The organism is Actinokineospora iranica, assembly GCF_900101685.1.
GTDB classification, from domain to species: Bacteria; Actinomycetota; Actinomycetes; order Mycobacteriales; family Pseudonocardiaceae; genus Actinokineospora; species Actinokineospora iranica.
The window spans coordinates 236,782-256,270 of record NZ_FMZZ01000006.1 but is presented as its reverse complement, the minus strand read 5'-3'; the positions used below and the strand labels follow the sequence as shown (position 1 = coordinate 256,270).

General features: G+C 73.1%; 16 protein-coding genes. 6 read left to right on the top strand and 10 right to left on the bottom strand.

The features are described from left to right. Positions 1–48: 48 nt before the first annotated feature. Entirely contained in the window at positions 49–1,032 is a 984-nt protein-coding gene (locus tag BLS56_RS14890; protein ID WP_091450673.1) for an NAD(P)/FAD-dependent oxidoreductase, read from the top strand. Here BLS56_RS14890 and BLS56_RS14885 read toward each other — a convergent pair whose 3' ends face one another. Then, positions 1,033–1,665, bottom strand: a complete 633-nt coding sequence (locus BLS56_RS14885; protein WP_091450671.1) for a L,D-transpeptidase — start codon at positions 1,663–1,665, stop codon at positions 1,033–1,035. It abuts the gene before it with no gap. Between the two features lie 175 nt (positions 1,666–1,840). Continuing rightward, entirely contained in the window at positions 1,841–2,914 is a 1,074-nt protein-coding gene (gene glpX, locus BLS56_RS14880; RefSeq protein ID WP_091450670.1) for a class II fructose-bisphosphatase, read from the bottom strand. A 143-nt stretch (positions 2,915–3,057) separates the two neighbouring features. On the opposite strand from glpX, the gene BLS56_RS14875 reads away from it, so the two are divergent. Next, complete coding sequence (locus BLS56_RS14875) at positions 3,058–3,645, top strand: DUF4245 domain-containing protein (RefSeq protein ID WP_139190699.1); 588 nt, start codon at positions 3,058–3,060, stop codon at positions 3,643–3,645. A gap of 50 nt (positions 3,646–3,695) precedes the next feature. Here BLS56_RS14875 and BLS56_RS14870 read toward each other — a convergent pair whose 3' ends face one another. Next, entirely contained in the window at positions 3,696–4,160 is a 465-nt protein-coding gene (locus BLS56_RS14870) for a hypothetical protein (protein ID WP_091450666.1), read from the bottom strand. Between the two features lie 148 nt (positions 4,161–4,308). On the opposite strand from BLS56_RS14870, the gene BLS56_RS14865 reads away from it, so the two are divergent. Then, positions 4,309–7,200 carry an AfsR/SARP family transcriptional regulator gene (locus BLS56_RS14865; protein ID WP_139190697.1) on the top strand — a complete coding sequence of 964 codons (2,892 nt, stop codon included), beginning with the start codon at positions 4,309–4,311 and terminating at the stop codon, positions 7,198–7,200. A gap of 43 nt (positions 7,201–7,243) precedes the next feature. Here the strand turns inward: BLS56_RS14865 and BLS56_RS14860 are convergent, their stop codons facing one another. From BLS56_RS14860 to BLS56_RS14845, 4 genes are read right to left on the bottom strand one after another with little or no spacing between them, the layout of a single operon-like run. Next, positions 7,244–7,450 carry an exodeoxyribonuclease VII small subunit gene (locus BLS56_RS14860; RefSeq protein WP_091450663.1) on the bottom strand — a complete coding sequence of 69 codons (207 nt, stop codon included), beginning with the start codon at positions 7,448–7,450 and terminating at the stop codon, positions 7,244–7,246. After that, entirely contained in the window at positions 7,444–7,821 is a 378-nt protein-coding gene (locus BLS56_RS14855; protein WP_091450661.1) for a sugar ABC transporter substrate-binding protein, read from the bottom strand. Before BLS56_RS14855 ends, BLS56_RS14860 begins: the two co-directional genes overlap by 7 nt. A gap of 2 nt (positions 7,822–7,823) precedes the next feature. After that, positions 7,824–9,068 carry an exodeoxyribonuclease VII large subunit gene (gene xseA / locus BLS56_RS14850; RefSeq protein ID WP_091450659.1) on the bottom strand — a complete coding sequence of 415 codons (1,245 nt, stop codon included), beginning with the start codon at positions 9,066–9,068 and terminating at the stop codon, positions 7,824–7,826. Continuing rightward, positions 9,065–9,835, bottom strand: a complete 771-nt coding sequence (locus BLS56_RS14845; protein WP_091450657.1) for a lipid droplet-associated protein — start codon at positions 9,833–9,835, stop codon at positions 9,065–9,067. Before BLS56_RS14845 ends, xseA begins: the two co-directional genes overlap by 4 nt. A 122-nt stretch (positions 9,836–9,957) precedes the next feature. Between BLS56_RS14845 and BLS56_RS14840 the strand changes: the two genes are divergently transcribed. Next, a complete protein-coding gene (locus BLS56_RS14840; RefSeq protein WP_091450655.1) occupies positions 9,958–10,917 on the top strand; it encodes a 4-hydroxy-3-methylbut-2-enyl diphosphate reductase in 960 nt (319 codons plus the stop codon). A 283-nt stretch (positions 10,918–11,200) separates the two neighbouring features. On the opposite strand, the gene BLS56_RS30645 is transcribed toward BLS56_RS14840, so the two are convergent. Together BLS56_RS30645 and BLS56_RS14825 are read right to left on the bottom strand one after the other, a co-directional pair. Next, the gene (locus BLS56_RS30645) at positions 11,201–11,872 is read right to left on the bottom strand and encodes a DUF6542 domain-containing protein (RefSeq protein WP_139190695.1); all 672 of its coding nucleotides are present in this window, start codon (positions 11,870–11,872) and stop codon (positions 11,201–11,203) included. Positions 11,873–12,725: 853 nt separating this feature from the next. Beyond that, positions 12,726–13,673, bottom strand: coding sequence for a DNA recombination protein RmuC (locus BLS56_RS14825; RefSeq protein ID WP_091450650.1), 948 nt, complete (start codon positions 13,671–13,673; stop codon positions 12,726–12,728). A 126-nt stretch (positions 13,674–13,799) separates the two neighbouring features. Between BLS56_RS14825 and BLS56_RS14820 the strand changes: the two genes are divergently transcribed. Both BLS56_RS14820 and BLS56_RS14815 read left to right on the top strand, forming a co-directional pair. Next, on the top strand, positions 13,800–14,948 hold the full coding sequence (locus tag BLS56_RS14820; protein ID WP_091450649.1) for an exonuclease SbcCD subunit D: 1,149 nt from the start codon (positions 13,800–13,802) through the stop codon (positions 14,946–14,948). Continuing rightward, a complete protein-coding gene (locus tag BLS56_RS14815) occupies positions 14,945–17,908 on the top strand; it encodes an AAA family ATPase (protein WP_091450648.1) in 2,964 nt (987 codons plus the stop codon). Before BLS56_RS14820 ends, BLS56_RS14815 begins: the two co-directional genes overlap by 4 nt. Here BLS56_RS14815 and BLS56_RS14810 read toward each other — a convergent pair whose 3' ends face one another. After that, a complete protein-coding gene (locus BLS56_RS14810; RefSeq protein ID WP_091450646.1) occupies positions 17,909–19,378 on the bottom strand; it encodes a DNA-3-methyladenine glycosylase 2 in 1,470 nt (489 codons plus the stop codon). Positions 19,379–19,489: the final 111 nt, after the last annotated feature.

The window sequence follows — 19,489 nt, the reverse complement described above, 5'->3', positions numbered from 1 at the left end:
CCATAGGGTGGTGTGAGGACGCCCACCACGCGTGATTGCGAGGGACCGATGACCGCTCCCACCGAAGTCGACCTCCTCATCGTCGGCGCGGGTCCCACGGGCCTGTTCGCCGCGTACTACGCGGGGTTCCGCGACCTGTCGACGGCCGTCGTGGACTCGCTGCCCGAGCCCGGTGGCCAGATCACCGCGATGTACCCGGAGAAGATGATCTTCGATGTGGCGGGCTTCCCGGCCGTGCGCGGGCGCGATCTGGTCAACGCCCTGGTCGAGCAGGCGGCGCAGTGGAAGCCGACCTACCTGCTGGGCCGCCGCGCCCTCGCTCTGTCCGAAGTGGACGGCAAGTTCACCGTGGAACTGGACGGCGGGGCGGTCGTCGTCGCGGACGCGGTGCTCATCACCGCGGGCATCGGCGAGTTCACCCCGCGCCCGCTCCCGGCTGGCGACGGCTGGCTCGACCGCGGCATGGTGCACTTCGTGCCAGCCCTGGAGGTCCACCGCGGCCAGGACGTCGTGATCGTCGGCGGCGGCGACTCGGCGTTCGACTGGGCGCTGGCGCTGCACCCCATCGCCACCAGCGTCACCCTGGTGCACCGCCGGGCCAAGTTCCGCGCCATGCCCGCGACCGTCCGCCAAGTCGAGGGCCTGGGCGTGCGGATCATCACCGACGCCGAGGTCGTCGACCTGCGCGGCGACGACGCGGGCCTGCGGGAAGTCGAGGTGGCGGTCAAGGGAGCCGAGAAGAATGAGGTGCTGCCCGCGCAGACGGTCGTTGCCGCCCTCGGCTTCACCGCCGACCTCGGCCCGATCGAGTCCTGGGGGCTGGAGGTCGACCATCGCTCCATCTCCGTCGACTCGACCATGCGCACGGCCCGCGACCGCGTCTACGCCGCGGGCGACGTCGCCGCGTACCCCGGCAAAGTCAAGCTCATCGCCACCGGATTCGGCGAGGCGGCCACGGCGGTGAACAACATCGCCGTGGCCATCGACCCCGAGGCGCACCTGTTCCCCGGGCACTCCAGCAACGCCGAGTGACTAGCGCACGACCTGCACGGTGTCGCCGACCTTGAGGGCGTTGTAGAAGGCCTTCGCCGCGGCGGGGGAAAGGTGGATGCAGCCGTGCGACTTCTCGGTCAGGCTGCCCTGGTGGAAGGCGATACCGCCGTTGAAGAACACCGAGTGGGGCATCGGGGCGTTGTTGAACACGCTGCTCTTGTGGTCGATGTTCTTCCAGCCGACCTTGAACGTCCCGGGCGGGGTCAGGTAGCCGGGGCGGCCGTGGGTGATCGGCACGGGGCCGTAGACGACCTTGCCGTCCTGAAGAAGCCACGACTGGTTCGCTGAGAGGTCGATGCACGCGTCGGCGGTGGCGGCGCAGGGGGCGCCTTCGGCGGGCCGCGGCGCGGGTTTCGGCGTGGTCGTGGTCGGCTTGGGCTTGGTGGTGGTCGGCTTGGGCTTCGGCGTGGTGGTGGTCGGCTTTGCCGTGGTGGTGGTGGTGGTGGTCGGGGGCGGGGCGACGGTGGTGGTTGTCGTCGGCGCGACCGTGGTGGTGGTCGTGGGGGTGGTGCTGGTCGTGGTTTGCGCCAGTGGGGCGCCTTCGCTTGTGCCGCACGCGGACAGCAGGGCGGCGACGGCCACCGCTCCCAAGACCAGCCTGTTGACCTGCATGTGCGGCTCCTCGCCTGCGGGCAGGCCCCCAGCGGCCTGCGCGTCCCACTACCCACTCGCCGAGGAAGACGATCGCGGGATCACCGAGGTTGTCCGCCGCTACCGATCCGTGACCTGGCAGAGGCCCGCCCGAACCCGGGCGGGCCTCTGTCACTCGACTGGATTGGTGTGCGGGTTACGGCAGCGGGGGGAGGGAGTCCTCGTCGTTCATTTCCGCCAGGCGGTCGAAGTCGACGGAGGAGTATTCGCGGAGTTTGGTCAGGCGGTGGAAGCCGTCGATCATGCGGACGGTGCCGGACTTGGAGCGCATGACGATCGACTGGGTGGTGCAGCCGCCGGAGCGGTAGTGGACGCCGCGGAGGAGGTCGCCGTCGGTGACGCCGGTGGCGCAGAAGAAGACGTTGTCGCCGCCTACCAGGTCGTCGGTGAGCAGCACGCGGTCTAGGTCGTGGCCCGCGTCGATGGCCTTGGCGCGTTCCTCGTCGTCCTTGGGCCACAGTTTGCCCTGGATGGCGCCGCCCATGCACTTGAGGGCGGTGGCGGCGATGATGCCCTCGGGGGTTCCGCCGATGCCCAGCAGCAGGTCGACGCCGGTGTTGGGGCGGGCGGCGGAGATGGCGCCCGCGACGTCGCCGTCGGAGATGAAGTGGATGCGGGCGCCCGCCTCGCGGACCTCCTTCACCAGGTTCTCGTGCCGGGGGCGGTCGAGGATGCAGACCGTCACGTCGGAGATGTCGGTGCTCTTGGCCTTCGCCACGCGGCGGATGTTCTCGGCGACGGGGGCGGTGATGTCGACGACGTCGGCCGCCTCGGGGCCCACGGCGAGCTTCTCCATGTAGAAGACCGCGGACGGGTCGAACATCGCGCCCCGCTCGGCGACGGCGAGGACGGCGATGGCGTTGGGCATCCCCTTGGACATCAGGGTCGTCCCGTCGATGGGGTCGACGGCGACGTCGCACTCGGGGCCGTCGCCGTTGCCGACCTCTTCGCCGTTGTAGAGCATGGGCGCCTCGTCCTTCTCGCCCTCGCCGATGACGACCAGGCCGCGCATGGACACGGTGCCGACCAGTTTGCGCATGGCGTCGACAGCGGCCTGGTCGCCGCCGTTCTTGTCGCCGCGCCCCACCCAGCGGCCCGCGGCCATGGCGGCTGCCTCGGTCACCCGTACCAGTTCCATCGCGAGGTTGCGGTCGGGTGCTTCCCGGCGGCGAGGCCCGTTGTGGCTGGTGGACGGGGTCGAGGAATTCATACTGCCTCCCGGTTCGGCGGGCGGTCTGGGAAAACAGACCAATCCTCATCATTTCAGACCCGGCGGTAACATCGCAGTGCCGCTCGTCACGGCGGCGGGGAGCCCCGGTCACCGCGGTGGCCGTGGCCTGCGACGATGGGCCGGTGGCGCAGACTCCCGAACCGCGCGCGGGCCGCGCGAATCACACGCTGCGGGACATGGTCCTGTCGCTGCTGGCGCTGCTGCTGATCCTCGCCCCGCTGGTGGTGTTCAGCCGCGGCTGCTCTTTCAGTCCCGGCCCGCCCGATGCCGACCCGGCGACCGCGCCGACGGTCGACGTCGCCGAGCACCTGGGGCGCGCGGCGGCGTCGGTCGACTTCCCGCTGCGGGCGCCGACGGTGCCGGACACCTGGCGGGCCAACTCGTCCAGCACGTCCCGGGTGCGGCCGGTGTCGGTGGTGGTGCGCGCGGGGTGGCTCACGCCGGACCGGTTCATCCAGCTCAGCCAGTCCTCGGCCGCGCTGGAAGACCTCCTGCCCGTGGAGACCGGACAGGCCGCGCCCGCGATCGGCACGATGGACGTCGACGGCACGGTGTGGACGGAGTTTTCCGGCAGGCGCGCGGAAAAGGCGTGGGCGGCCGACCTGGGCGGCACCACCACGCTGATCACCGGCAGCGCGACCCCTGATGAGTTCCGCGTGCTGGCCTCGGCGGCGCAGGCCGCCGGTCCGCTGCCCAAGACCACCCGGTGACGCGGAAACACCCAGGCGGAAGGCCGCCTGGGTGTCCGCTCCCCCCTGGACTAGTTGGGGCAGCCCTGCCTGCCGCTGTTGAGCGCGTACCGGGTGCCGCGCCAGTCGATGTGGCCATAGGCGGCCACGCAGTAGTTCGCGGTGCCGGTCACGCCGACCGGGCCCGCGTAGGAGCTGAAGTTCCCCGAGTCCGGGCCGCCGGTGGCCCGGATGGTGCACGGTCCGCCCTCGCCGGAGGTCTCGGCGCAGCGGTGGATGATGACGTAGGTCGGCGCGGCCACGCCCGCGGCCGCGCCGCGGTGGTAGAAGCACGCGCTGTTCGTGCCGCCGTTGGTCGAGTTGTAGTAGATGACCAACTCGCCGAGGCCGCTCGGGTGCGCGAAGCGGTCGGTGACCGAGCCAGAGCACGAGATCGCCGCCGTCGACGCCTGCGCGGGCAGCGCGCTGACCGCGGTGATCCCCCCGAACGCCACCAAGGCCATGACCAAGGTCAGCACGCTTCGAATGATGCGCATCTGTTTCCCCTTCCCCTTTTCCGGCTGTGACTCTCCAGTCGTGTAGTCAGAGCGTGGCGCAGCGTGATGTAGTGAACCTGTAGCCGACCTGTGGCTGGATGTGACCAGGTGAGCGCGCTGCGCGTCGTGCGGAGACCAGGGGGTGGGCGTGCGGTTTCGGCTGTTGGGACCCATGGAGGTGCACGACGGTTCCGACTGGCGTCGGATCGGCGCGGCGAAATGGCGGGCCGTGCTGGCGGTGCTGCTGACCGAGGCCAACCGGGTGGTGTCGGTCGACCGGATCGCGGCCGAGCTGTGGGGCGACGCGCCGCCGAGCACGGTGGCCAACCAGGTCCACGGGTACGCGGCGCGGCTGCGCAAGCTGCTCGGCGGCTCGCTGGTGACGCAGGCTCCTGGGTACCGGCTGGTGGTGGCGGCCGAGGACATCGACTTCGGCCGGTTCGCCGCGCTGGCCGAGCACGGGCGGGCGAGCCTGCGCGCGGGCCGGGTCGACGCGGCAGCGGCCGCCTTGGCCGAGGCCAGGGCGCTGTGGCGGGGGGCGGCGTTCGAGGACGTGCCGGTCACCCCGATGGTGGAGGCGGAGCGCGCCCGCCTGGACGAGCTGCGGGAGGGCGTCCTCGAAGACCTCGCCGAGATCACGCTGCGCCGCGGCGACCACGCCGCCGCCGCGGCTGAGTTGGCCGACCTGGTCGCCGAGCACCCGCTGCGGGAGCGGCTGCGCGAGCTGCGGATGCTCGCGCTCTACCGGCAGGGCAGACAGGCCGAAGCGCTCGCGGTCTACGACGACCTGCGCGCCCTGCTGGCCGAGGAGCTGGGCATCGACCCGAGCCCGCCGCTGCGCGAGCTGCACGAGCGGATTCTGCGGGCCGACCCGGCGCTGGCGGGCCCCCGGCAGGACGGCGACCTCGCGGGCCACGCGCTGCCCGTGCGGCAGCTCCCGCCGGACGTCCCCGACTTCATCGACCGCGCCGAGCCGCTGCAAGCCGTGGTGGACGGGCTTTCCAGCGGCACGGACGACGGCCCGCCGCCGGTGGTCGTGGTGGCGGGCGCCCCCGGTGTCGGCAAGTCCAGCCTCGTCGTGCACGCCGCGCACGCGGTGAGCGCCCGGTTCCCCGACGGCCAGCTCTACCTCGATCTGGAAGGGACGTCCGAGCAGCCGCGCAGCCCCGAGGTCATGCTGGCCGAGATGCTGAGCGCGCTCGGCGTCATCGGCGGCGGCGTCCCGCACGGGCCGCACGCCCGCGCGTCGCTGTGCCGGTCGCTGCTCGCGGGCCGCCGGATGCTGCTCGTGCTGGACGACGCCGCGCACGCGGGCCAGATCCGGCCGCTGCTGCCCGCCACCGGGACCTGCGGGGTGCTGGTCACCAGCCGCCGCAGGGTGACCGACCTGCCCGGCGCCCGGCACATCGAGCTGGACGTGTTGCAGCCGTGGGCGGCCAGGGAGCTGCTGACCACCATCGTGGGCGCGGCGCGGGTGCGGACCGAGCCGGAGCAGGCCGAGGAGATCGTGCGGTCCTGCGGGTACCTGCCGCTGGCCATCCGGATCTCCGGCGGGCGGCTGGCGGGCCGGGCAGGCTGGCCGCTGCGGGAGCTGCGCGAACGGCTGGCCGACGAGTCCCGCAGGCTCGGCGAGCTGCGGGTGGGCGAGCTGAGCGTGCGGGCCAGCTTCGAGCTGAGCCTGCGCGCGCTGCCCGCGGCGGCCGCGCGGGCCTTCGCCCTGCTGGGGCTGCTGGGGCCGCAGACGCTGCCGGGGTGGGTGCTGGGCCCGCTGCTGGACGAGCCGGACGCCGACGAGACGCTCGACGCCCTGGTCGACGCCAACCTGATCCGGCTGACCGGGGCCGACGCCGCGGGCCAGCCCCGGTACCGGCTGCACGACCTCCTGCGCGCCTACGCGGTGGAGGGCGCGGCTGCCCTGCCCGCCGGGACCCGCCGCGCCGCCATGACCCGCCTGCTCACCACGTGGCTGCACCTGGCCGAGTCGGCCGCGGCGGGTCTGCCGCCCAGCTTGTTCCGGCCGACCCCCGTGGGCGGGCCGCGCGCGCCGCTGCCCCCCGATGTCGCGCGCCGGGTCCGCGCCGACCCGCTGGCCTGGTTCGACGCCGAACGCGTCACCCTCGCCGCCATGGTGGCCCTGGCCGCCGACCGGGGCATGGACGAGCAGGCGTGGCGGCTGGCCGCGACCTTGATCGCCTACCACGACCAGCGCTGCCTGCACGAGGACTGGCAGCGCGCCCACCTGGCCGCGCTGCGCGCCGTCCGCCGCGCGGGAAACCCGCTGGGCGAGGCGGCGCTGCTGTGCGGGCTCGGCCAGGTCCGGATATACCGGGACGCCTTGGACGCCGCCGTCCGCGACTTCAGCCGTTCCCGGCTGCTCTACGCCGAGTCAGGCGACCGCCGCGGCGAGGCCATGGCGATCGCGGGACTGGCCACCGTGCACCGCGTGCGCGGCGATCTGCCGCGGGCCCGCGACCACGCGCGCCGGGCGCTCGACATCGTGGTCGAGACCGGCGACCGGCACATCGAAGCCCAGTTGCGCAACGGCCTGGCCAGAATCGCGCTGGCGCAAGGGAATCTGGACGAGGCAGGACAGTGGCTCGACCAGGCCATCGCCATCGCGGAAGGCCTGGGCGACATCCACCGCCAAGCCGTCGTGCTCCGCGAGATGAGCGAACTCCACCGCGGGAACGACAATCCCGGCGCCGCCTTCGACGCCCTGCGCGCGGCCCTGCGGATCTTCGAGTCCCTGCGCGACGAGCGGTGCGTGGCCCACACCCTGATCGCCCTCGGCCGCCACCACGCCGAACACGGCGACGCGCCGCGGACCATCGACGCCATCACCCGCGCCGCGGTGATCTTCCGCGACAGCGGCGACCACTTCGAGGAAGCCAAGTGCTGGCAGCTCCTCGGCGAGCTCAACCCCCGGGACCGGACCTCGGCCCGCGTCCACCTCAACCACGCGCTGCGCTTCTGGCAGGCGTCCGGAATGGACGATCGGGTGACCGAGGTCCGCGCCACCCTAGCCCGCCTCGGCCGCTGACCGGATTCCCTTGCGGGAACGGCACTTGACCCGTGGCGGTGTGTCAGGTGTTCTCGGCTTCGGCCGCGGCCAGCGCCGTCTCGACCCGTTCCCGGGCGCCCGCGAGGTGCTTGTCGCAGATCCTGGCCAGCGCCTCGCCGCGTTCCCACAGGGCCAGCGAGTCCTCAAGGGACAGTCCGCCCGCCTCCAGCTTGGCCACCACGGCGGCCAGTTCGTCGCGGGCCTGCTCATATCCGGGTTCGGTCACCATGTCGGGGTCCCCAGTCGGGTGTTGGCGCGGGCCAGGGCGGTGGCGACGGCCTGGTCGTAGCTGATGAACGCCTCGGCGAAGTCGGCGCCGTCGCGGTCGGCCGCCGCTTCGACGATGCGGGCCTGGGCGCGGTGGATCTTGCCGTGGTCGCAGGCGCCGCGGGTGTAGGCGGTGGTCGCGTTGGAGAGATCGGTGAGCCGGTGCGGGAGTTGCTGCTTGCCGGGGGTGTCGCAGCCAGCCAGCAGCGCGGTCCAGCAGTCGGCCGCCGCGGCGTCGGCGCGCCGCGCCGTGGTGTGGACGTCGTCGGCCGCCGCGCCCGCCGTGGCGAGGGTCAGCGGCAGGAATGTCGGCTCACGGAAGGGCCTGGCCACCGCTAGCTCCCTTCGCCCGCCGGTTCCCGGTCGTCGGTCGCGACCGCGTGCAGGGCGCCGTCGGCGAGCCTGATGCGCAGACGTGCACCCGCGGCCGCGTCCTCGATCGAGCGGAGAACCCGGGGAGTCCCGTCGGCATCGGTGTGCTGGACGACCGCATACCCACGGGCAAGGGTGGCGGCTGGCCCCAAGGTCGTCAAGCGGGCTTTCGTCGCGGTCAGCGCCGCCTGCTCCTGGGCGAGCCTGCCCGCCAGCGCGCGGCGGGCCCGGCCGACGAGGGAATCGACCTGCTCGGCCCGGCGCTCCAGCGGGGTGAACGGGTCGGCGAGGACCGGCCGGCTGCTGAGCTGGGTCAGCAGCCGCACCTCGCGATCCACCCATCCGTGCAGCGCGCGGCGGGCCCGGTCGCGCAGCTGGCGGACCCGCGCGGACTCCTCGGCCACGTCGGGCACCACGCGTTTGCCCGCGTCAGTGGGGGTCGAGCAGCGCAGGTCGGCGACGTGGTCGAGCAGCGGGGTGTCCGGCTCGTGGCCGATCGCGCTGACCACGGGCGTGCGGCAGGCGGCCACCGCGCGGCACAGGGCCTCGTCGGAGAACGGGAGCAGGTCCTCGACGCTGCCGCCGCCGCGGGCGATGACGATCACCTCCACCTCGGCGTCCTTGTCCAAAGTGGACAGCGCGGCGATGATCTGCGGCACCGCGAGTGCGCCCTGCACGGCGACGTTCTCCACCCGGAACCGCACCGCGGGCCACCGCGCCGTCGCGTTGGCCAGCACGTCCCGCTCCGCGGCCGAGGCGCGGCCGGTGATCAGCCCGACCTTCGCGGGCAGGAACGGCGGGCGCCGCTTGCGCCGCGCGTCGAACAGGCCCTCGGCGGCCAGCAGCTTGCGCAGCCGCTCGATGCGCGCCAGCAGCTCGCCGATGCCCACCGCGCGGATCTCGTCCGCGCGCAGGCTCAGCGTGCCGCGGTTGAGGAAGAACGTCGGCTTGGCGTGCACCACCACCCGCGTGCCGTCGGTCAGCGGCGGCTCATGCCTGCGCAGCAGCCCCGTCGAGCAGGTCACCGTCATGGACACGTCGGCGGCCGGATCGCGCAGCGTCAGGAACGCGGTGCCGGTCCCCGGGCGCGCGGAGATCTGGGTGAGCTGGCCCTCGACCCAGACCGTGCCGAGCCGGTTGATCCAGTCGGCGATCTTGCGGGCGACAGTGCGGACGGGCCAGGGGTCTTCCGCGGTCGGACCGGTCACGTCTGGTCGCGGACCGTCGCGATGCGGCGGGTCAGCATCCCCACGAACGACGGCCGGTTCTCCCCGGCGCGCTCGTAGGTCAGCAGCTCGTCCAACTCGGCGAGGGAGAACGCGCGCAGCCGGGCGCGAAGCTGCGGCAGCGTGAGGTCGTCGTAGTTGGGGACAGCGGCCGGGGTGTGGGCGATCGCCTGCCGCTCCTGCTCCCACGGGTCCTCGGTCGGCGCGTCGGCCGCGGCGTCCTCGGCGAGTTCCGCGGCGATGGCGGCGTCGTCGTCGGTCTCGGCGGCAGCCTTGTCGCTGTCGCTGTCGCTGTCGCTGTCGCTGGGGGCGGTGGTCGGCGTGGTGGCCGCGCCGGGGCGCGTGGTGGTCTCGCCGCCGCCGTTTTCGGGCAGGTCCGCTTCGGCGGGCTCGTCATCGAAGTCGGCGAGGTCGTCCACGTCGGCGAGGTCGTCCAGTTCATCGATGTCGTCGTCGGTGACCCGGTCGAACGCCGGGCGGCGGTCCGCGCCGGGCGGCTCCTGGTCGATGTCCTCGTCGAAGGTGGCCCACTCCGGACTCTCCTCGTCGGGGCGCAGCGCGGCGAGCGCCTCGTCGCCCTTGATCGCCAGTTCGGTGACGGTCTGCTGCACGCGCATCGACACCTGCAGGGCCTGGCTGGCCACGGTCACCGGCAGTCCGGCGAGGCGGGACGGCAGGTCGCGGGCCTGTTCGAGCGCGGTGGCCGCGAGCCCGGCCGCGACTCGCAGCGGCAGGGGGAGAGACTTCATGTCCCCTAGCCTGCCTGAGTCCGGGCGATCTGCCCAGCGCCGGGCCGCGACGCGGTCCACCCGAGACGCGGGCCACACCCCGGCCGTCGAGAGTGTTCGGCCGGTCACCGTACTCTGGTGGCATGAGTGCTCCGACCAAGCGCGTGTTGCTGGCCAAGCCGCGTGGCTACTGCGCCGGTGTCGACCGGGCCGTCATCACCGTCGAGAAGGCGCTGGAGACCTACGGCGCGCCGGTCTACGTGCGCAAGGAAATCGTCCACAACCGCCACGTCGTGGAGACTTTGCGCGAGCGGGGCGCGATCTTCGTCGACGAGGCGGACGAGGTCCCCGAGGGCGCGATGGTGGTCTTCTCCGCGCACGGGGTGTCCCCGGCCGTGCACGAGCAGGCGGCCGAGCGGAACCTGCGCACCATCGACGCGACCTGCCCGCTGGTGACCAAGGTCCACTTCGAAGCGAAGCGGTACGCCAAGGAGGACTACGACATCCTCCTCATCGGCCACGAGGGCCACGAGGAGGTCGAGGGCACCGCAGGCGAGGCTCCCGAGCACGTGCAGCTGGTGGACAAGGCCGAAGACGTGGACAAGGTCGTCGTCCGCGACCCGTCCAAGGTCATCTGGCTGTCGCAGACCACCCTGTCGGTGGATGAGACGATGGAACGCGTCGACCAGCTCCGCGCCCGGTTCCCCGACCTGCAGAACCCGCCGAGCGACGACATCTGCTACGCCACCCAGAACCGCCAGGTCGCGGTGAAGGCGATGGCCGCCGAGTGCGAGCTGGTCCTGGTCGTCGGCTCGCAGAACTCCTCGAACTCCAAGCGCCTGGTCGAGGTCGCCGTCCAGGCGGGCGCGAACGCGTCGTACCTGGTGGACTTCGCCCACGAGGTGGACGAGTCCTGGCTGGACGGCGTCACCACGGTCGGCGTCACCAGCGGCGCGTCCGTTCCGGACACCCTGGTGATGGACCTGCTCGCCTGGCTGGCCGAGCGCGGCTACACCAGCGTGGACGAGGTCACCACGGCGAACGAGAAGATCCACTTCGCCCTCCCGCCGGAACTGCGCAAGGACCTCAAGCCAGCGGGCTGACCCCGCGCTCTCCGCTGAGGCCGCTGGCCGCCGCCTGCCCCCGGGCACGCGGCGGCCAGCGGCCTTTCGGGGCCTTAGCGGGCTGGATATGGCGCGTTGGGCGCTATCTGGTGGGAGCAGGTGCGACTGTCAGCCTGCTCTAGGCGGCTGGTTAGGGGGCACGCCGCTGCATAGTGCGGCGGGTGGCTGGTGGGGCAACGAGCCTGCCCAAATGGTGGTCGCGCCGCACGCCCCATGGGCCGGTTGCCGATCCCCGGCGCTGGCCAGCGCTCGCGGTTCCGCCTTAATCCGGGCGGGGCCTGCGGGGCGGGGGCTTGCGGGCGGGGTCGCGGGGCCTGCGCTCGGGGGCGCGGTCGTCGCGGGGGCGGCCGGGGTCCTTGCGCTCGCGCGGGGGGCGGGGGCGGTTCCGGTCCGGGGTGGGGCGGGGTTTGCGGTCGACGGGCCTGCGGTCCTCGGCCGGGCGTTTGCGCAGGGGGGACGCGCCGTCCACGGCGTCGGGGTCGCGCTGGGTGAACAGGCGGCCGACGCCGATGGCGAGGACGATGCCCGTGGTGATGCCCATGGTGGGGAAGTTCGTGGTCAACGGCAGGGCGACCGTGAACAGCAGCTGCTTGAGCCCGCCGCCCTGCCCGCTCGGCCCGAACAGCAGGATCGCGCTGATCGCGGTGCCCGCGAACACCAGCGGCGGCTGCACCATCGGCCCGAACAGGTTGCGCCTGCGCACCAGGCAGACCGCCGCGAGACAACTCACGATGTAGGCGAACTGGAAGACCTTGCCCAGGGTCTCCTGCCGCTGCATGTCGATCACCGCGGCGACGGCCGTCACCCCGACCGCGAGCGCCACCGCGCCCCACCACGGCAACCCGCGCGACTTCCCGAAGATCGGCCGCTCGTCCCACGCGGGCTCAGGACGATCGTCATCGAGCTCACTCGGGCGATCGTGAGTCGCGGTCACGCCGAACCTCCAACGGAACAGCCCCGCGTGCGCGGGGGGATGACAACGTCCCCGCGATGCGTCCCCGGGCAGCGGCAGGGCCAGCCCCACCTACCCCGGCGAGGTGCGCGGAAGCACCGCAATGATAGCCGCCAAGCGTGCGCCGCCTGCGTGTAAGGGGAACCGGGGGTAGCTACTTACGGGTAGCCAGTCGGTGGGGAACCAGCCGCCACGCTGGGCGGATGACCTCCCCGTGCCACCTGGGTGCGATTGCCTGCCGGGCCCACCAGCGGACGATTCGCGGCTAGCCACCGGAGCCGGGAGACCCGAGCGGGCGACGGAAGGTGGGCGCCGGTAGCCGCGGGCGGCCGTGGTGCGGACACCCGTTGCCTTCGCCGCCTGCCCTGCCTTCGCCACCTGCCCTGCCGCTCTGGGAGTGGCAGGTGGGCCGTGGGCGGCTGGGAGCGGCGCGGACCCTCCCGGCACGGGTACCGGATCGTGCGGTGGGTAGTTGGGAGTGGTGGCGGGAGTGCCCCCGCCCTCCGCTCCGTGCCTCGACCAGCCGCGTGCGCACCCCTTCGTCCACGACGCTGACCTGCGCACCAGCCGACCATCGGTCGAACCACGTGGAAATTCACGACGGAACAACAGGCGCTCGGACGCGCCCTACTTGCTTGGGCACCTGGCAGTGCGGTGGGCGGCTGGGAGTGGCGGTGGACCCGCCAGCACTGGTGCCGGACCGCCGGGGTGGGCGGGTGCTGTGCCTGTGGGGCGTCGCTGAGGGACACCGGTGACAGAGGTGGCCTGCGGGTGTGGGGGCCTCCTTTCTGGCAGGCCGGGCGGCTGGGGTTGTGGGTGGCGTGGTGGGCAGGAGTCAGAGGTCCGAGGGGGTCGGGTCGTGGCCGTTGAGGGGGAGGGTGGGGTCTTCGGCGCGGCGTAAGAGGGGGAGGGGGGTGGGGCTGGCCGCGGCGTCGCTCAGGGGGGAGACGGTGGCGCGGAAGTGCTCCAGGGCGTCCAGTTCGCGGCGGCGGGCGCTGATGAAGCGCTGGAGGTGGGTGGTGGAGAGGTTGACGGCGTCGATGGCGTTGGTGGCGGCCCGGTGGGCGGTGGCGGAGTGGGCGCGGACGGCGGCGACGTCGTCGGCGATGGTGCGTTCGGTGCCCGCGAACAGGGCGGCGGCGGCGACCACAGCGAAGCCGGTGGGGCCGCAGATGAACACCCGCCGGTCCAGCAGCCAGCGCAGCAGGTCGGGGTCGGTGTCCAGGGCCGCGACGACCGCGGCGTCGGAGGGGACGAACATGATCGTCCCGTAGATGGCGTCGGCCCAGCGCTGGTAGCCCTTGCCCGCGAGTTCGGCTGCGCGGGCGCGGATGTTGCGCACGTGCACGCGCAGGGCGTCGAGGCGTTCCTCGGCGTCGTCGGTCTCCACGGCTTCTGCCCAGCAGACCATGCTCATCTTGGCGTCCACCGGGACTCTGCGGTCGTCGCCGACGATCAGCAGCAGGTCGGGGCGGGCCGCGCCGCCGCCCGCGATGTCGGTCTGGACGGTGAAGTGCAGGCCCTCGCGCAGCCCCAACGCGCGGGCGGTCTCGACCAGCACCTGCTCGCCGAGTTCGCCGCGGCCGCTGATCGAGGCGAACGCGACCTCGTAGCGGCGCAGCGCGACCTGGTGGGCGTCGGACCGGGCGCGTTCCGCGGCGACCTCGGCGCGGGCGGCGTCGGCGCGGCGGACGCTGTCGGTGTAGAGGCGCCAGAACAGCGCGGCCGCCGCGGCGAGCAGCAGCACGAGCACGACGACGACGGTGCCGAGCACAGCGGTCACGGTGGTCCCTCCCTTCGGTTCACAGGACGATCTTTACCGCAATCCCCTGACAGAACCAGGCTCGAACGGGCGTTCGACCGGCGAGCCTCCCCCGATCGGGGGCAAGATCCGCCTATTTTGACCCCCATGCGGGTGCTGCACACCTCCGACTGGCATGTGGGCCGCAAGTTCCACGGCCGGGATCTGCTCGCCGAGCAGGAGGCGGTGCTCAGCGGCCTGGCCGACCTCGTGTCCGACGATCGGGTCGACGTCCTGGTCGTCTCGGGCGACCTCTACGACCGCGCGGTGCCCTCGGCGGAGGCGGTCGCGGCGTGCACGCGGGTGCTGCTGCGGGTCGCCGAGGCGGGGGCGAAGATCGTCGTCACCCCCGGCAACCACGACTCGGCGCCGCGGCTGGGCGCGTTCGGGGCGTTCGCCGCCGCGGGCGGGCTGTACCTGCGCACCACGATCGGCGAGCTGCACAAACCGGTCCTGCTGGCGGACGACCACGGGCCGGTCGCGTTCTACGGCATCCCCTACCTCGAACCCGAGCCCGCCCGGCACGCGCTGGGGCTGCCGGAGCTGCGCGGGCACTCCGGCGTGCTGGGCGAGGCGATGCGCCGGGTCCGCGCGGACCTGGCCGCCCGCCCGGAAGGGACCCGGTCGGTGGTCTTGTCGCACGCGTTCGTGGTCGGCGGCGAGGCAAGCGAGTCCGAGCGGACCATCGCCGTCGGCGGCGTGCCGTACGTGCCCGCCAAGACGTTCGACGGCGTCGACTACGCCGCCCTCGGCCACTTGCACGGCCCGCAAACCCTTGCCGAGCACTTGCGCTACTCGGGCAGCCCGCTGGCGTACTCGTTCTCCGAGGCGCGCCACCGCAAGTCGGTGTGGCTGGTCGAGTTGGACCGCGGCGGCCTCGCGGGCGTCGAGCGCCGTGAGCTGCCCGTGCCCCGTGAGCTGGGCACGCTGCGCGGCGAGCTGGCCGCGCTGCTGACCGAGCCCGTGCACGACGCGGAGACCGAGAAGTTCCTCTCCGTCGTGCTGACCGACCGGGTGCGCCCGATCGACGCGATGCGCAGGCTCCAGGAGCGGTTCCCGCACGCGGTCCACCTCGACTGGCAGCCCGAGGGCGGCAGGCCCGACGTGCGCCGGTATTCCGACGCGGTGCGCGGCCGGTCGGACGAGGAGATCGCCTGCTGCTTCGTCGCCGACACCCGCAACAGCGACCCGACCGAGTCCGAGCGCGGCCTGCTGCGGGAGGCGCTGGCCGCGGTCGCCGGGAAGGAGCCCGAGTGAGGCTGCACCGCATGGAGCTGACCGCGTTCGGCCCGTTCGCGGGCCATGAGGTGGTCGACTTCGACCGGCTTGGCGCCGAGGGCCTGTTCCTGCTGCACGGCGACACGGGCGCGGGCAAGACCACGGTGCTCGACGCGGTGGCCTACGCGCTGTTCGGGGCGGTGCCGGGGGCGCGCGCCGAGGCCAAGCGGCTGCGGTGCGACTACGCCGATCCCGACGCGCACACCGAGGTCAGCCTGGAGCTGTCCGTGCGCGGGCACCGGCTGCTGCTGACCCGCAGCCCGGAGTACGAGCGGCCCAAGCGGCGCGGCGACGGGACGACCAAGCAGCCCGCCAAGGCGTCGCTGACGTGGCTCGGTCCGGCGCCCAGCGGCCACGCGTCCGAGGGGGTGACCCGCATCGACGAGGTCGCCCGCGAGGTCGAGGGACTGCTCGGGATGACCAAGGACCAGTTCTTCCAGGTCGTGCTGTTGCCGCAGGGGGATTTCGCGCAGTTCCTCCGGTCGTCCACAGAGGACCGCGAGCGGCTGCTGGAGAAGCTGTTCGGCACGCAGCACTTCGAGCGGGTCGAGAAGTGGTTCCGGGACCGCCGCCTGGAGCGCAGGCATGTGGTCGACCAGGCCAAGGCGGAGTCCCGGGAGCTGGTCGCGCGGTTCGCGCAGGCGGCGGGCGTCGAGCCGCCGGAAGAGGCGGGTCCGGTGTGGCTCACCGAGATCATCGCCGGAGTCGAGGCCGCCGACGCGGAAGCGACGACGATCGCGGCGGACGCGGCGGGGAAGCGGGAGCGGGCGGACACGGCGCTGACTGAGGGGCGCGAGCTGGCCGACCGGGTCCGGCGCGTCCGGCGGGCCACCGACGACCTCGCCGAACTGGCTGAGCAGGCCGAGGTGCGGGCGCAGTCGCGGGAAGAACTGGCCGCCGCGCTGCGGGCGGTTCCGGTGGTGGCCGCCGCCGAGCAGGTGCGGCGGGCCGAGTGGAAAGCCGACCAGGCGGAGCAGGCCGTGCGCGAGCGCGCGTCGGACGCGGAAGAGGCGGGTTTCGCCGAGCCGGACGCGCTGCTTTCCGAGCTGCGCAAGGAATCCGCGCGGCTGCGGGAGGAAGCGGGTGGGCTCGCCGCGCTGGTCGCGGAAGCTGAGCGGCAGCGGGCGGACGAGGCGCGACTGGTCGACCTGGGCGAGCGGATCGAGGCCGCGCGGCGGGCGGCCGAAGACATCGCCGCGCGGTCGGCCGGGTTCCCGGAACGGATCGCCGCCGCGCGCGACGACCTGTCGAAGGCGACCGAGGCGCGCGCCGCGCTGCCCGGGTTGCGGGCGCGCAAGGACGAGGTCGCCGCAGCGCTCAAGGACCAGGGAACGCTGCCGGACGCCGAGAAAGCCCTGGCAGCGGCCAAGTCCGCGCACCAGGACGCCGTGGACGCCCACCAGGCGGCCCGGGACCTGGTGCAGGATCTGCGGCAGCGGCGGCTGGACGGGATGGCGGCGGAACTGGCCGAGGGCCTGGCGGCGGGGGAGTCGTGCCCGGTGTGCGGGTCGGTCGAGCATCCCGCGCCCGCGCACCCCACCTCGGTCCGGGCGACCCCGGAAGACGAAGAAGCGGCTCAGGCCGAAGAGCGCAGGCTGGCCGCGGTCCGTGAGAACACGGCCAACGCGGTCACCCAGGCGCAGCACACCCTCAAGACGCTGGCCGGGCGGCTGGCTCCCTGGTCCGACGTGGACTTGGTGCAAGCCAACGCTTCCGCGCTGGCGGCGTTCCGGTCGGCGAACGAGCTGGCGGGCAGGCACGGCACGCTCGAAAAGGCGTTGGCAGCGCTGGAAAGCGAGGCCGAGGCGCTTCGGGACAAGCACGGGGCGCTGGAACGTGAGGCGGTGTCGCTGGAATCGGAGCGAACCGCGCTCGCCGCGACCGTCGCCGACCGAGAGTCCACTTTGGAGCAGGCGCGTGGCGAGCACGCGTCCGTCGGCGCGCGGCGAAGGCATTTGCTGACGCTGGTGACGGCCGTCGACGCTCTCATCGAGGCGCAGACCGCGGCGGTCACCGCCCGGGAACGGCTCAAGGAGCAGCGCGACGCGCTCGCCGACGTGGTGTCCGAGGCCGGATTCGCAGGCCTCGCCGAGGCGTTGGGCGCGGCCCGCGCCGACACCGTCGTCGACAAGCTGCGCGAACAGCTTGCCGACGCGGAGAAGCGCGAGGCCGCCAGCCGGTCGATCCTGGCCGACCCCGACCTGTTCGGCATCGAGGCAGACCTCGACGTCGACCTGGTTCCGTTGACCCAGGCCGCGAAGGCGGCGCGCACGTTGGCAGAGCACGCTGTGGCTGGAGCTCAGACGGCCGCGAACCGCCTGCGCGAAGTCCGGCGACTCGGCGAACGGCTGCGGGTGGCGTGGGAGAAGTTGGCGCCGCTGGAAGCCGAGTTCGCCGAGCTGGACGCGCTGACCGACGTGGTGAACGGCCGGGGGCAGAACTCGACCCGGATGTCGCTGCGCTCCTACGTCCTCGCCGCCCGGTTGGAGGACATCGCCGCCGCGGGCACCGAGCGGCTGCGGCAGATGACCCAGGGCCGCTATTCGTTCGTGCACAGCGACGAGGCGGGCGCGCGCGGCACCCGCGGCGGCCTCGGGCTCGACGTGCTGGACGACTTCTCCGGCCGCACCCGGTCCGCGAAAACCCTGTCCGGCGGCGAGTCGTTCGTCGCGTCCCTGGCCTTGGCGCTCGGGCTGGCCGATGTGGTGGCCGCCGAGAGCGGCGGCGGCGCGCTGCTGGACACCCTGTTCGTGGACGAGGGATTCGGCACGCTCGATGCCGGGACCCTGGACGACGTCATGGCGATCCTGGACTCGCTGCGCGAAGGCGGCCGGGTCGTCGGCCTGGTGTCGCATGTGGACGAACTTCGGCAGCGGATTCCGGTGCGGCTGCGGGTGGCCAAGGCGCGCACGGGATCGACCCTGCACCTGACCGCGTGATCAGGGCGTGCTGCCCCGCGCCGCGGCGCGCCACAGGTGCATACCGGCGTAGGAACGCCACGGCCGCCACGCCTTGCCGCGCTCGGCCAGACCCTCCATTGTGGGCGGAAGGGCCAGCGCCTTGGCGCCGTTGCGCAGCGCGATGTCCTGCGGCAGCAGCACATCCGGGTCGCCCAGCAGGCGCATCACCACGTAGCCCGCCGTCCATGGGCCGATGCCCGGGTAGGTCTGCAACCGGCTGCGCAGGGTCTCCGCGTCCACGCCGACATGCAGTTCCAAGTCGCCGGAGGCGATCGCGGCGCAGACCGCGCGAATCGTCTCCACCCGGCGGGCCGGGCCCGCGATCAGCTCCGACGCCCGCTCGGCCACCGCAGCGGCCGAGGGGAACAGCGTGGTCAGTTCCCCGTCCGGATTCGGCAGTTCCTCGCCGATGACCTCGGTCAGCCTGCGCGCGCCGGTCCGCGCCGCCGCGACGCTGACCTGTTGGCCGAGCAGCGCCCGCACCACGGTCTCGGTGCCGTCCACACTGCCCGGGACGCGGATTCCGGGTGTCGCGGCCACCGACGCGGTGAGCGCGGGGTCGGCCGCGAGGACCCGGTCCACGGCGGCCGGGTCGGCGTCGAGGTCGAACAGCCTGCGCAGCCGGGACACCGCCGTGCCGAGGTCACGCAGGTCGGCCAGCCGCAGCGTGCACTCCACATGGTTCCCCGCTGGCCGCAGGTGCGCGGTCGCCGAGCCGTGCGGCAGCCGCAGCGTCCGCGCGTAGCGGCCGGGGCGCGTGGCCTCGACGCCCGGAATCGCCCGTGCGCCAAGGAAGGCCAGGATTCCGGCCGCGTCGAACGGAGTCCGCACCGGCAGCCGCAGCGTGACCCGGCCGCCGCCCGCGGCCTGCCGGGGTCTGGCGGCCCGCTGCGCGGCCAGTCGCAGTTCGGATGGAGTGGTGGCGAACACCGCGCGCACGGTGTCGTTGAATTGCCGGACGCTGGCGAACCCGGAGGCGAACGCCACCTCGGACACCGACATCGTCGTGGTCTCCAGCAGCAGCCGCGCGGTGTGCGCGCGGTGCGCCCGCGCCAGCGCGAGCGGACCCGCGCCCAGTTCCGCGGTGAGCACCCGGGTCAGGTGGCGTTCCGAATAGCCCACTCTGCGGGCGAGCCCTGGCACGCCTTCACGTTCCACGACCCCGTCCGAGATCAGCCGCATCGCGCGTCCGGCCAGGTCGCCGCGCAGGTCCCACTCCGGTGAACCTGGGACTGTGTCGGGCAGACACCGTCTGCACGCGCGGTATCCGGACTGCTGCGCCGCCGCCGCCGTCGGGAAGAACTCCACGTTCCTGCGCTTCGGAGTGATCGACGGGCACGACGGCCTGCAGTAGATCCCGGTGGGGCGCACGGCGAGGAAGAACTGCCCGTCGAAGCGCGCGTCGCGCGAGACGACAGCGTGGTATCCCTGCTCCGGGTCGATCAACACCCGACCATGCTGCCGGCGCGCGTCTCGAACGGCTGGCAGGAAAGAGACATGTGGTTCGCGAAGAGGAAAAAAAGAGAAGCGGGGATCTGCTTAACCGCCGATCCCCGCTCC

Excerpts from the sequence above, each read along its gene's own strand:
- BLS56_RS14890 (WP_091450673.1), top strand. The coding sequence starts at position 49 with ATGACCGCTCCCACCGAAGTCGACCTCCTCATCGTCGGCGCGGGTCCC.
- BLS56_RS14885 (WP_091450671.1), bottom strand. The coding sequence starts at position 1,665 with ATGCAGGTCAACAGGCTGGTCTTGGGAGCGGTGGCCGTCGCCGCCCTG.
- glpX (WP_091450670.1), bottom strand. The coding sequence starts at position 2,914 with ATGAATTCCTCGACCCCGTCCACCAGCCACAACGGGCCTCGCCGCCGG.
- BLS56_RS14870 (WP_091450666.1), bottom strand. The coding sequence starts at position 4,160 with ATGCGCATCATTCGAAGCGTGCTGACCTTGGTCATGGCCTTGGTGGCG.
- BLS56_RS14860 (WP_091450663.1), bottom strand. The coding sequence starts at position 7,450 with ATGGTGACCGAACCCGGATATGAGCAGGCCCGCGACGAACTGGCCGCC.
- BLS56_RS14845 (WP_091450657.1), bottom strand. The coding sequence starts at position 9,835 with ATGAAGTCTCTCCCCCTGCCGCTGCGAGTCGCGGCCGGGCTCGCGGCC.
- BLS56_RS14840 (WP_091450655.1), top strand. The coding sequence starts at position 9,958 with ATGAGTGCTCCGACCAAGCGCGTGTTGCTGGCCAAGCCGCGTGGCTAC.
- BLS56_RS14820 (WP_091450649.1), top strand. The coding sequence starts at position 13,800 with ATGCGGGTGCTGCACACCTCCGACTGGCATGTGGGCCGCAAGTTCCAC.